Below are 13,782 nucleotides of genomic sequence, written 5' to 3'. Positions count from 1 at the left end.
TGCACACATGCTACTTCATCATGCGTTGCCACCAAAAGCCAAACAAAAAATAATACCAAATATATTTATAAAATAGTCCAAAGATGCGTAGTTATTTTTTAGAGAAAATTTTCAAAAAAAATCGTTGCATAGCTGGGCTACGGAACTATTTTTTTTGGATAATTTTAGCAAAAAAGAACAAGTAGATTGGACTATTTTATATGTATATTTGGTATAAAAAACCAACACCAAAACCATTAGGGCATGCCGGCAAAAAAAAGAAAGCCCCCACCAAGCCAACCGTTCAGGCGGGGCTTCCTTTTTTTGCCGTCGGGCTATCACGAGCACATGGTGCCTTGCTCTATCCTTCATGCGGGCAACCCCCAATAATCAGTCTCTACTCACCAAAGATTTTTTAAAACTTCTTATTTTTCGTTTTCCTACTTCAAACTTTATACTTCATACTTCATAATTCCTACTTAAAAACTTCTATAAGTTTGTTTTACGATAATTTTTATTCTTGTGGCTTTTTTATAAATAAGTTGCATAGTATTTTTTTTGTTTGTACTTTCGCAAAACAGACACACTATGTTAAAAACGAAATAACTTTCTTTTATTTAGTTGTTGGAGGAAACCATTGAGCTACACAAAACGCAAATAAACCGCACAAAAAAGAGACATAACATTCTCATAACAAAAGAGTACTATATTTGATGAACATTATAAAAACAACACACTATGAAAAATTTAATTTTATTATTTGCATTAACACTTACACTTTCGTGTTGCAATAAAGATGACAACCCATCTTCAAGTAAAGATCAACTACCAGCTGAAACCCAAACAGGGGCAAATACTGTTGGTTGTTTAATAAATGGACAAGTTTATTTACCTTCTCAAAGTGGGATAAATTCTCCAATAAATTGCCAATATGAATATATTAATAATGAATTCTTTTTCATTATGTCTTTTTCAGACGATAAAAATTCTGGGCCAAATGTAAGTGTTCAAACTTTGAGAATTAACCTCTCACAGGGCGAAACATATATATTAAATAAAAATTCAATTGATAACGGAGATTTTACAGGTGGTAGTGGTGCTTACAGATTAAGTTCAACAAACAAATATTATACAAACGCTATAAAAACGGGAGAACTTAAAATAACTCGTGTCGATTTATCAAACTCCATCATTTCGGGTACTTTTTGGTTTGATGCGATAAACTCAAATGGCGAAATAGTACAAATAAGAAGTGGGCGTTTTGATTGGAATTATTAAAAAAATAAAAATGAAAAGATTATTGAAATTACTGATTATTCTTGGTTTTACAAATATCATTTATGCACAAGAAACAAAATCACCTAATAGCATAATTTATTTTGAAGCATTTGGCGGATTCTCTGTTATTACAGATGCTGGTTTTGGTGGAGGTTTTGAAATCAATTACCAAAATAAAAAAGACCTTTTTAGTTTTAGACTTATTGAAGTTGCTGGATATTCAAAAGATGCTGAAACGGCTTATTTACCTTCATATACTAGAACAAATCACAATAATGAATATGCTTTTTTGTATGGTAAACGATGGTTACAAAGCAATCATTCTTTTAGCATTTCTTCTGGATTAAGTTATAATCACTTTATCTCAAATACTTCAAATTCAGATTATATTGGTTTGCCGTTAGAAGCAAACATAATTTGGTTTTCTTCAAAAAAAAAAACACAATTGGAAATGCAATTACACCCAAATTTGGTTTTAAATTATTTGGAAGTATCTCAAAAAATAGTTTCGTAGGTGTAGGTATTTCACTCGGTGTAGGCTATCATAAAAACAACTAAAAAGCAAAAGTATGTAGTAAAAAATAAAAAAGGAAGGACTTCTATTAGATAGAAATCCTCCACAGTCAAATTAAAAAAACCTTCAAAATTTTATTAATTCAAAAAACAAAAGTATGAAATTCAAATTTATTTTTTCGCTATTTTTTGCAATGCTTTCCTATTTTAGTGTTGCACAACAAGTAAACAATACAGAATTCAAAACAAAAACCTTACAGGTTTTTCAAAATTTAGACAAAAACCGTGTTCCACACGGTATTTTACTTGATTTCGGTATGGAATTTACCAATTTACAAGCTTTCAACGGCACACTTACCGACTCTACTTATACTAATTCACAAACAATGTCGGATATTTACAAAACATTGCTAATGTGTAGAGTAAGAAGTAATGTTACAACTGGTTTTATAACTCCACAAGAATATGCAACTCGTTGGTATTCGCAAAGAACAAAAGGAGTAATTACATTAAGTGCTCAATATTTTAAGTATAACCGTTTTGCAGACAATGCTTATCCTAACAAAATAAATTACAGCAACAATCAATTTTCAGACAAGTTTGTAGGTTCAGTTTGGCAAAATCCATACGAAGAAAAACAACTTTTTGCAATGACAACATCAATTGCAAAATACAAAGGATTAAATTTTCAAGTAAAATTGCCATCAAATCTTTTTTTAACAAATTATCCTGCAACTGTTCAAAACATTCAAGTTGATTTTTCTGATGGTTTAGGATATAGAATTGTAGCACAAAATCAATTAATCAATGTAAATTATACCCAAGCAAATATTTATACTTGGAAATATAAAATTACATTAACCAACGGTCAAACTCTTTTAAGCCATTCCAAAATAGAAATTGAAACAGGATTAAACGCAAGAGAAATAACAGCACCTTGTGTATCTTGCCCACAATCAATGGCTCAAACAACTGCACAACAAGCAACAAATTTATCTCCATTCTATAAAACAACAATTACTTCAACTACTTTATATAATGGATATTATGGTAGTGCAACAGTATATATTCGTTACGCCAGTGGCACAACTATTACCAAACCATTAATTGTTGCCGAAGGATTTGATACAGGCATAATATTAAATCCAGAACAGGAAGCAGGAGATAACAATATCGACCAATTTATAAAGAGTACAGAATTTATAAGGTCAAATTCATCTGCATTGGAGGGAGAAATTAACACTTATGACATAATATATGTAGATTGGAACAACGGTGTAGATTTTTTACAACGTAATGCTTTTGTTTTAGAAGATGTTATAAAATGGGTTAATCAAAACAAAAGTGGTTCACAGCAAAACGTTGTTTTAGGGCAAAGTATGGGCGGTTTAATAGCTCGCTATGCTCTAAAAGATATGGAAAACAAAGGTTTAAATCATCAGACAAGGATGTATGTTTCTCACGATGCTCCTCATCTTGGAGCAAATACTCCTTTAAGCGTTCAGCATTCTGCTAGACATTTGCGCAATATGTACATAAACACTCCCATTCCTCTTTTAGCGGGAGAAGTAGTTTTACCATTAATTTATAATTTTGCAGAAGGTTTTTCTGCAATTATCAACTTTTTTGGCGGTAATACAAATGTAGATCCTTTTATTACGCCACTTCAAGCATTTTCACTTGCAGATGTTCCTGCCGCAAGACAGATGCAATTTACTTGGGTTAGCAACAGTTATCAAATGAACAATACCATTCACGATGCTTGGCAACAAGAACTATCAAATTTAGGCTATCCTGTTGGCTATCCAGCACAAGGTAAACCAATTAGAAACATTGCAATTGCAAACGGTAGCGAATGTGGTGTTACTCAAATTGATAATGGAAACATTATGAGTTACGTTAAAGATGCAGGACGAAACACCTTTTTGTCTAATTATATTGGAATTATGGACGCTATCTATGGCACGTTAATAACCAATCCATTAGTAGTTATCACAGCACTTTTTCCAGGAAATTCTTATTGGCAAATTGATTTTCAATCAAAATATATGACAACATTTAATGAAAATAAAAACATTTATCATGGTAGCATAAAGTATAAGAAAAAAATATTTTGGTTTATTCCTGTATCAATAACCATTACAGAAAAAAACGTAAATCAACCAGCAGGTGTTTTACCTTATGACATTTATGGAGGAGGTCAACAAAAAACAAGTTCATCCCAATTACCTTTAAGCGGAATTACATCTAATACATTTGGCTTTATTCCAACTGCAAGTGCATTAGATATTGGCAAAGGAACAACAGTGATTAATGATGTAGATTACAGAAAATCTTATGTTGGTGCATTGCCTCCAGCATTACCGAAAAACTCACCATTTCAAAATTTTGTAACACATTTTGACCAATTTAACCCAAATAATAACAATTCAAGACACATTAGTTTTAATCGTAGAAACGGCAATTGGTTAAGAACAGAGTTGAATACAGGAATTGCAGATGAATATTCCAACTGCTCTTATATGTGTGCAAGCACACAAATTACAGGAGCAAATTTACTATGCACATCAGCAACCTATACCGCACCAAGCGGTGGAACATTCTACAACTGGACAATTACACAAGGGGCAAGTTTAGTTACTCTATCAGGCAACGGCACCCCAAATGTTACTTTAACAGCCTTGCCAAATGCCACAGGACAATTAATACTTTCTTTAAATATGGGCGATGGTAACTTAAAATGTGGTAACATTACTATAGTCAAAACCATTTGGATTGGTAAGCCTAATGTTAATTTAGTTGAAGAACCAGTTGTTAGTTCTTGGGATTTAACTCTAACCGACCCTACAAATAATAATTTTTCAACGCAAGGCATAACAAGCATAACATGGACAAAATTATCAGGTAATGGAGTTTTAAGTGGAAATGGTTATTATGCAGGAGTAGATGGTAGCCCCACAAGAGCTTGGACAATCACTATAAAAATTTCAATTACAAATTCTTGTGGAACAACTGAAATAATTAGAACTTACAACAACCCTGATGGTGATCACGACCCTCATACCGATAGAATTTCTAATACAACTATTTTTACAATACATCCAAACCCTTCAAACGACATAGTAAATATTGAAATTAGAGATGCAAATAATCTACCCGAAAAAGGAGCAACAATTTCAGGAGAACTTTTTGATATAATGGGACAATCAAAATCAAAAGTTGAAATAAACAACAACAAAGCAACCTTTTCAGTTCGTGGACTAAACAAAGGTATTTATGTCTTAAAAATTTACATCAGCAACACCATCAAAAGCCATCAAATAGCAGTAGAATAACTGTCAAAATAAATGTAATAAAAGCAGTTTTAGCTACCCACAAACCTATTTTATCTTCTCTGGCTTTTATTTCAAAATTTGCCAAGTCTTTTGAAGTGGAATATTGTATCTGTAACAATGTATTTTATTGTTTTAAGATATATTTGGTCTGATGTAAATTGCTTTGCTTTTGTGCCGAATGGTTGGCTTTTTTCTGGGCAATCTACTTCTGCTAATCTTAATGTGGTTTGATTATTTAAACTATCTAAAACGACAACTGTATCACCGTCTTTTATACCTACAACTTTAGCATTTAAAATAGTTTGGCAGAAAGAATAACTTATAGAAAATAGTAAAAATAAAAGTATAATATACTTCTTCATAGGAAATAAAAATATAAAAAAGTTAAACCAATTTTCTTTATTAAAGAGTAAGCTTGCTTAGAAAAATTTTTATTTAAAACACAGTTAAAAAATAAATAACCACTACAATAGTATTAATGTGGTAAATAAAAAGTTGTAAAGTGCAAAAGAATAAAGGTATTGAATAAAAAAAACAAAATATGTTTTAATAATATACCTTTAATTATATTAAAATTTAAAAAAGTAATCCTACCCAAAAATAAGTTTAAAACAAACATCATTATTATCTGAGCGACTAAAAATGTGGATAATATTGAAATTAAATTTAGCATATTTACTTTGGTAAATCTTTGTTTTCTGAAAATTGCTTAGTTAATTTAATTAGGTCTTCTGGTGTTTTTATTTCTAATGATTTGGCACTATTCATAAGTCTAACTTTCATTTCACGATCTTGTTGCCTATCAAGGTAATCACTGATTGTTTTTATTAAGCCATCGGTAGATAAATCAAGTTTAAAACCAGGTCTATCAACCTTTAAACCACCACCATTTAAACCAATTACAACTATACCCAAAAGTAATAAATTTTTTCCAGATTTTGATAAAAATTGCAACTTTCCTTTAGAATTAATGTTGATTTTAACATCAATATCTTTAATATCAAAATCTAAATCATACTCTTTAATGAAACCATCTACTAATTTTAATAAATCGCTCCCAAAGAATAGTAAATCGGTTGCTTTTATATTACTTTCTTGATTTACATTTAGCACTAAATTTACTTCATCACCAATTTTATAAAAATCACCTAAAGAACGTTCTATAATGTTAGCGTAGCTAGAAATATTATTTATAGCTTGATGTGCTTGAAAAGTTTTATATAAATATGGGTCTAAATTTTTTCTAGTAAAAGTTTTAATCCATTTTACAGATTTTCGTTTAGTATAATCACAATTTGTTGAATTGAAGATACTTTCTGATTGCACTAAAATATTTGTATCTGCAATTTCACCCATTGAAATATAATCAGAATTTTCAGATGGAATAACAACTATATCGCCCCTTTTAACTTCAAAGATAAATCTTAGTATTTGATTAGTAATAAGACCTTGTTGTTTATCTGGATAAATTTTTGCAACATATTCTTTTAACTGATTTTTAAAATCCAAATCAGACGCAGATTTTTCCTTAATATCTTTAACTATCTTATAGGTAATCTCTTCATAACCTAAAGCAATAAAATTAAAGCTATTAAAACTCTCAAAATGATTTCCTGCTTCTGTTCGAATTAACCAATAATTTTTTTCTGATGAAATATTGTCAATTTTTGAAATTAAATTAGAAATTTGTTCTTTAATATTGGACATTAAAAATTTTATTTATTATTAAACGCATCATAATTAATTTGCGTCAAATATATTAGAAAATAATTTATTATTAGATAAATGTATTAAATACCATCAATAAATGTTTTGACGAAGTTAACTATTTTATCGGTAATTCTTACACCTATTGTATCACGATGTAATATACTTGGTTGTTTTTCAAGTGCTTTGATTACTTCTTCTTCGTTTGGTTTTCTTTCTGTAAATAGATAATCATTGATTATTGTTTCTACTTTTTCTTTATCTAGATTTTCTTCTGTGCAAAGATTGTCTAGTGCTTTTTTCGTTTCAATATCCCAAAATGAATTGAACTCATCTACTATATCATTATCATCATTAATTAACGGTAAATTTTCTAAAATGAATTTTTCAATTAATTCTTTTTTACTTCTTAATTGTGTTTCACCAGCTAAAGCATCTACAATTTCTTTTTTCTTTTTATCTAAATCTTTGCCTGTTGCATTTTTAAGATTAGCTAATAATCTCAATATATAAGCTACATTTATTTCGTCTCTGTGGATTAACTCTAATTCAAAATCAATTTCATCTATAATAGATACTTTTTCTTTTTGTGAATTAGTTTTAATTTTTTCGTGTAAGTCAAGATATTTGCTTTTGTAATCGTCAAACTCTTGTTCCTCCATATAAACATCGTCAAAAGTAAAATCGGAGAATGAAGATAATACATTACGTAATCTTATTATTTCTCTGAAAGCTTTTGCGAAGTTTACTTCTTCCTCTTCGCTTTCTAAATCATTAACACTATCAACTGTTGGAGTTATAGCCATTAATGTTTTATATGCTTTATTGAATTTTTTTACATAATCTTCGTATGGTTGAATAATAATAGTTTCTAAGGCATCTTTATTAGAAAACAAAGCGACTGCATCATCTGTTGCCTGTTTTAGATTTCTAAATACAACAATATTACCTTGTGATTTTTTCTCGTCTATTATTCTATTTGTTCTTGAATAGGCTTGAATTAATCCGTGATATTTTAAATTTTTATCTACATACAAAGTATTTAATGTTTTACTATCAAAACCTGTAAGGAACATATTTACAACTAATAGTATATCAATTTGTTTGTTCTTAACTCTCTTTGAAATATCTTTTTTATAATTGAAAAAACTCTCGCTGTCTTTAGTAGAAAAGTTAGTTTTATGAGTTGCATTGTATTCTTTTATAAACTCTTCTAATTTATCTCTTGAATGTTTATTGATTGGTAATGTATCGCTAAATTCATCATCTGGAATAAAACCATTTGCATCTTTATCATCTTCATTGGCATTAAAAGAAAATATAGTAGCTATGTTTAAATTATGATTTCCTGCTTGTTTACTTGCTCTTAATAACTCGTAATACTTAATTAATATATCAACACTACTAACACAAAACATCGCTGTAAATGACCTGTTATGTGTTTTTCTCGAATGATTGTTTATTATGTAGTTTGATATTGCTTCAAGCCTTTTAGGGCTCATATCTTTGCATCTGATAATAATTTACAAAAAAAATGTATTTTTGAAAATTAAAAATTGATAATAGATAACAAAACAAAGTTGCATAATTGTTTGCGGGCTAAATACATTTAATGATATTCATGCGAAAGGAAAATCAACTTTGTTTTTATTACAAAATAACCACAATTAGTACTTAAGCACTATACTATTTAGTTTAGATGTTGTATAAAAAATGAGCAAAGGTAAATGTAATATTTTGTTATCCTAAAAAGAAATAATTATGAGCATTAAGTATTCAGTAGGATTGGACGTTGCAAGTAAAAAAATTGATATTTGCATGTCTGTAATTGATTGTAATCAAAAAGTAACTGTAGTAGCAAGTACTTCATTTCCAAACACTTTGAAAGGATTTCAGAGCATGGACGAATGGATTGTCAAAAAGAAAAAGTTGCAAGAAATTCCCTTGGTTATGTGCATGGAGGCTACAGGTGTTTATCACGAAAATTGTGCCCTTTATTTTTCAGAAAAAAAGTATGCCGTTTCCATTATTTTGCCAAATAAGGCAAAGCATTATTTAATTTCTTTAGGATTAAAATCTAAAAACGACAGCATTGATGCCAAAGGATTGTCAAAAATGGGAGCAGAACAATGTTTGGAACTTTGGCAACCCATGGGTAAGTTGTATTATGAATTGCGACAATACACAAGACAGTATCAAAATTTACAAGATCAAAAAACAGTCATTAACAATCAACTCCATGCTTTAGAAAACAGCATGTATATGAGTGAAATGATGATAAACCAACAAAAGGCAATCATTGAATTGTTCAACGAACAGCTTAAAGAGCTTGAAAAATTAATGAAAAATTTGATTAATTCAGACCAGGTTCTAAAACAAAAAGTGGACAACATTTGCAAAATAAAAGGGATTGCATTGCTTAGTGTATCAACCATTATAGCTGAGACAAATGGCTTTGAATTGTTCAAAAATTACAAGCAATTAGTGTCGTATGCTGGATTTGATGTTGTTGAAAGAGAATCTGGGATGAGTGTTGGAAAGACAAAAATTTCTAAAAAAGGAAATAGTCGTATTCGTAGGGCTTTGTTTATGCCAGCATTTGTAGCTATAAAATATAAAGAAAAACCATTGGTGAGTTTATATGAAAGGACATTTGCAAAACATGGCATAAAGATGAAAAGCTATGTAGCAGTTCAAAAAAAACTATTGGTTTTAATATATCATATTTGGAAGAAAAATGAACCCTATAATCCTGATTATAAAAAAGATAGCCCCGAAATGAATTCCGAGGCTATACAAGATAACAGCTTAAAAAGCGGTTTCTCAGAGGTGCAAAATTATGAAAAAAAAGAAGATAATGAAACAAAAGATAAAAAAAAAGAAAAAATACATAGCCATTGTGAAGTTGCGTAACAACGCTGATGGAACAGCAAAATGTCTAAAATACAGGTTCGATGATTTAATAAAATTCACACTATTTTTAGACACAAATTGGTCAGAGTGGAAGTGGTTTAATTTATATTCAAATAAAGAAGAAAACAAAGGAATGCAGATTGGCAATTATACAAAAAATAACAAACCAACAACAAGAAATGTCTAATTCTTTTTTAAACTCTTATAAAAAAACTGCCCAATTAATAAATTAAAGGAGCAGTAAAATGAATTTCATTTTTGCATGGCAAAAGTACAAAAAAATAGAAAGTATGACCTGAAATGATTCAATTAATGACATTCATTTTTGCACCATCCATCAAAAAAACAATATTAAAAACGAATTAAATGAAAATAAAAAAAAGTCAATTTTTTATGAAAATTATGGAAAAAAAATTTGGATTTTAAGATAGTACCTTTCCATTAGCTCCTTTGTATCAATGGCTTCAACCTCTATATCTACATTGGTTATTGAGTTTTCATTTTCTTTATATCTACCAATATATTCAATAGAGAATTTTAAAACATTTTCATCACGAATAGCATCTGTAATTACATATTTATGTAAGCAATCGTGAAACAACATTGCTGTTGTGTTTTTCTTGCTTTCTTTGGCCACTGCATTTTTTGCAAATATTGGTGTTCCTGTAAAACCAAACATTTGATGATTTTTAAAGAACTCAACTATCTTTTTATGTGTATCTCCAAATTGACTTCTATGACATTCATCGAAAATAAATACTATCTTTTTATCTTGTAGCTGTTTCATTTTATCATTGAAACGAACTTTTGATATTGCAGTATTTAATTTTTGAATAGTAGTAACGATTAAAGGTGTATCATCTAAAAACTGATTGACTAACATTTTTGTATTCTCTGTTCCGTCTATACTGTCTTTTTGAAAAGCATTAAATTCTCTTACTGTTTGCTCGTCTAAATCTTGTCTATCTACTACGAAAACTACTTTATGTACTTTTGGATTGTTGGTTAATATTTGACTTGCCTTAAATGATGTAAGCGTTTTTCCTGAACCTGTTGTATGCCAAATGTAGCCGTTTTTAGTACTGTTTTTAACTCTCTCGATAATTTGCTCTACTGCATAATACTGATATGGTCGCATTACCATTGGAATACTATCGCTTTCGTGAAGTACTATGTATTTTGTTATAATTTTAGCAATATGACAAGGATCTAAAAACCTTGCTGTAAATTGTTCTAACTGGGTAATGTTTTTATTGTTTTCATCACTCCAGAAGAATGTTTGCTTGAATGATTGTTTAGGATTATTAGCGTAGTATTTTGTATTTACACCATTACTAATAACAAATACTTGAACGTATTGAAATAGACCGTTAGCTGCACTATATGAATGTTTATGATAACGATTTACTTGATTGAAAGCTTCTTTTAATTCTATACCTCTACGCTTTAATTCTATTTGAACCAAAGGCAACCCATTAATTAAAATTGTAACATCATAGCGATTAGTATAACTACCCTCTATTGTTATTTGATTAGATACTTGAAATTCGTTTTGACACCAAAAATTCTGATTGATAAACTCTACATAAAAAGTAGTATTATCATCTCGTTTTAAGCCATAACTATCTCTTAAAGTTTTAGCTTTATCAAAGATGTTACCTTTACTTAAATGAATAAGTATTTTGTTAAATTCATTATCTGAAAAAGTTGTTTTATTGTGCTTTTCTAATTGTGTTTTTAGATTTGCATATAAATCCTTTTCGTCTTTTATGTTTACGAATTTATGTCCTAAATCTTGTAATTGTTTTACAAGGTTATTTTCAAGTACTTGTTCTGGTTGAGTGGTCATACTATAAAACTAAATTACCATTATCAATAAAATTGATTTTTTTATCTATGCATATAAAAAAATCAGAAATTTTATCTTGAACTTTTATATCTTTTGGGATATTAACATTAATTGTTTCTAAATCTTTGCTGTATATATGCTTAATTGAAGAACCTGTAACTAATCTAATTATTTTCTTTTTTTCAAAATTTATTAAATAAGATAAGAATGCATTATTAAAATTCTTTTTCTTTCTAAGTATTATTATATCACCACCAATTACAACATCACTTTCATTAATTAAGCTGGCAGTAGCAAGGCCTAAAGGTGTAACATCCGATGCAGGCATCAGAATATCACCTACAATAGATTTAACACCAAAATTTACATTTGTTTTCGATAAAATATCATCAATTACTTCATGGTATGTTGTAAATAATTCACCATAATGAACACATTTATAGGCACCATCAAAAACAATATCATCTTTAGATAAGCCACTGCCTTTTGAAAATGTTACTAAATTCCCCAACTTAACATTAATCCATTCATTGTCATTTTCAAATTTTATTTCTCTGTTTAAAATTTTATACATAACAGTTTTCTTGAAATTCCTCAGTAAATGTAAATTATTTCCTTCAGGATATTCAATCTTCAAATCAGTGCAATATTGAGCTAATTTTTTATTGTTTAGTTCGTTTTCTAGACTTAGTGATTTAAGTTTTTTTACTAATATATCTATATCATAAATTTTATCTTCAACAAAATTATCTATATATCTACTGATATTGATATTGTAACTATTGGCTCTTACTTCATCTAAAGAAGCATTGTGACAAAATTTATTAATATCTTTTCTTTCTTTATATGCGTTAACAATATCATTTATATTATCATCTGTTAAAATATTTTTGTTTTTATTCTTAGTAAAATATTCGCTAGAGTCTATGAATATAATACTATCATTCACTTCTCTACATTTTTTAAATACTAAAATACAAGTTGGAATAGTTGTACCGAAAAATATATTTGAAGGCAATCCTATAACAGCATCTAAATAGTTCCTGTCTTCAATCAAATATTTTCTAATATGTCCTTCTGCTGCACCTCTAAATAAAACCCCATGAGGAAGAACGCAAGCCATAATACCATTATCGTCTAAATGATGTATCATGTGTTGTACAAAAGCAAAATCAGCTTTAGTTCTTGGTGCTAATCTACCATATTGACTAAATCTATCATCAGATGCAAAAATTTGTTTAGCACTCCATTTTGCTGAAAAAGGAGGATTTGCGACAATGGCTTCTGCTTTTAATTGTTCGTGTAAATCGTCTTCGAGGGTATCTCCTTGTTTAATATCGAATTTAGTATAATGAACATCATGTAAAATCATATTCATACGAGCTAAATTGTATGTAGTTCTGTTTAGCTCTTGTCCATAAAAATACCCCACATCTTCAACTTCTTTAGCTACACGAAGTAATAGTGAACCACTACCACACGTTGGATCATATACTGATTTTAAACGTTTTTTTCTTGTTGTAACTATCTTTGCTAATATTGTAGAAACTTGTTGTGGTGTGTAAAATTCACCTGCTTTTTTACCTGCACCTGCTGCGAACTCTCCGATTAAATACTCGTAGGCATCGCCCAAAACATCAGCGTTTGTATCTTCTAATTGAAAATCAATTTTATTAAGTGCATTTAGTATTTTAGCAATAATTTCATTTCTTGCTTTTGTTGTTTTACCAAGTTTAGAAGAGTTTAATTCAAGGTCTTCAAACAAACGTACAAAGTCGTCTTCACTATCTGTACCCATAGTGCTTTGCTCAATGTTATTTAATATTCTTTCTAAATCTTCAAGAATAAAAAATTGAGTAGCTTCGTCATTATCATTAGTTTCATTATCAACTAAATTATTCCCTTTGTTTGCTAAACTTGAAAACAACTCTGATGGTTTAAGAAAATAACCTAACTTTTTGATACATGCTTTTTTTACTGCATCAATATACATTTTGTCTTTTTCTTCTTCTAAATCTGTATATTTTAAATTATCAGGTTCAAGAATTTCTTTAGCATATATTTCTAATTTTTCGGATAGATATTTGAAAAAGATAAAGCCGAGAATATAGTTTCTATAATCATCGGCATCCATTTTACCTCTTAATATGTTGGCAATAGCCCAAAGCTGTTGTTCTAATAGTTTCTTTTGTTCGTCTGACATTGTTG

The 13,782-nt window shown here is 29.2% G+C and carries 9 protein-coding genes and 2 pseudogenes; 5 read left to right on the top strand and 6 right to left on the bottom strand.

Features of this window, described 5'->3' with window-relative positions; translation table 11 throughout:
- Positions 1-717: 717 nt before the first annotated feature.
- The 3 genes from FBFL15_RS09955 to FBFL15_RS09945 all read left to right on the top strand — a co-directional run bounded on the left by FBFL15_RS09955 (position 718) and on the right by FBFL15_RS09945 (position 5,105).
- Positions 718-1,257, top strand: a complete 540-nt coding sequence (locus FBFL15_RS09955) for a Riean_0653 family protein (RefSeq protein ID WP_014084476.1) — start codon at positions 718-720, stop codon at positions 1,255-1,257.
- Positions 1,258-1,267: 10 nt separating this feature from the next.
- Entirely contained in the window at positions 1,268-1,771 is a 504-nt protein-coding gene (locus FBFL15_RS09950; RefSeq protein WP_014084475.1) for a hypothetical protein, read from the top strand.
- A 157-nt stretch (positions 1,772-1,928) separates the two neighbouring features.
- Positions 1,929-5,105: a T9SS type A sorting domain-containing protein gene (locus FBFL15_RS09945; protein WP_014084474.1), complete on the top strand. Its 3,177-nt coding sequence runs from the start codon at positions 1,929-1,931 to the stop codon at positions 5,103-5,105.
- 71 nt (positions 5,106-5,176) lie between these two features.
- On the opposite strand, the gene FBFL15_RS09940 is transcribed toward FBFL15_RS09945, so the two are convergent.
- The 3 genes from FBFL15_RS09940 to FBFL15_RS09930 form a co-directional block, all read right to left on the bottom strand.
- Positions 5,177-5,467: a thermonuclease family protein gene (locus tag FBFL15_RS09940; protein WP_014084473.1), complete on the bottom strand. Its 291-nt coding sequence runs from the start codon at positions 5,465-5,467 to the stop codon at positions 5,177-5,179.
- Positions 5,468-5,780: 313 nt separating this feature from the next.
- Positions 5,781-6,812 carry a hypothetical protein gene (locus FBFL15_RS09935; RefSeq protein WP_014084472.1) on the bottom strand — a complete coding sequence of 344 codons (1,032 nt, stop codon included), beginning with the start codon at positions 6,810-6,812 and terminating at the stop codon, positions 5,781-5,783.
- An 83-nt stretch (positions 6,813-6,895) separates the two neighbouring features.
- Positions 6,896-8,314 carry a type I restriction endonuclease subunit R, EcoR124 family gene (locus FBFL15_RS09930; RefSeq protein ID WP_083839249.1) on the bottom strand — a complete coding sequence of 473 codons (1,419 nt, stop codon included), beginning with the start codon at positions 8,312-8,314 and terminating at the stop codon, positions 6,896-6,898.
- A 259-nt stretch (positions 8,315-8,573) separates the two neighbouring features.
- On the opposite strand from FBFL15_RS09930, the gene FBFL15_RS09925 reads away from it, so the two are divergent.
- Both FBFL15_RS09925 and FBFL15_RS16590 read left to right on the top strand, forming a co-directional pair.
- Positions 8,574-9,725 (top strand): IS110 family RNA-guided transposase, encoded by a 1,152-nt coding sequence (locus tag FBFL15_RS09925; protein ID WP_014084471.1) that lies wholly within the window; start codon positions 8,574-8,576, stop codon positions 9,723-9,725.
- The gene (locus FBFL15_RS16590; protein ID WP_044032015.1) at positions 9,670-9,912 is read left to right on the top strand and encodes a hypothetical protein; all 243 of its coding nucleotides are present in this window, start codon (positions 9,670-9,672) and stop codon (positions 9,910-9,912) included. Before FBFL15_RS09925 ends, FBFL15_RS16590 begins: the two co-directional genes overlap by 56 nt.
- 249 nt (positions 9,913-10,161) lie before the next feature.
- On the opposite strand, the pseudogene FBFL15_RS09915 reads toward FBFL15_RS16590, so the two are convergent.
- The 3 genes and pseudogenes from FBFL15_RS09915 to FBFL15_RS09910 form a co-directional block, all read right to left on the bottom strand.
- Positions 10,162-11,574, bottom strand: a pseudogene (locus tag FBFL15_RS09915) (type I restriction endonuclease subunit R); the annotation flags it as partial.
- A gap of 1 nt (position 11,575) precedes the next feature.
- A complete protein-coding gene (locus tag FBFL15_RS16815; RefSeq protein WP_231847507.1) occupies positions 11,576-12,148 on the bottom strand; it encodes a restriction endonuclease subunit S in 573 nt (190 codons plus the stop codon).
- Positions 12,149-12,193: 45 nt separating this feature from the next.
- Positions 12,194-13,777 (bottom strand): annotated as a pseudogene (locus tag FBFL15_RS09910) (type I restriction-modification system subunit M); the annotation flags it as partial.
- Positions 13,778-13,782 lie beyond the last annotated feature (5 nt).

Origin of the sequence: Flavobacterium branchiophilum FL-15 (assembly GCF_000253275.1) — a bacterium.
Classification (GTDB): domain Bacteria; phylum Bacteroidota; class Bacteroidia; order Flavobacteriales; family Flavobacteriaceae; genus Flavobacterium; species Flavobacterium branchiophilum.
The sequence above is the reverse complement of the archived record's forward strand: the minus strand, read 5'-3'. Positions and strand labels throughout refer to the sequence as shown.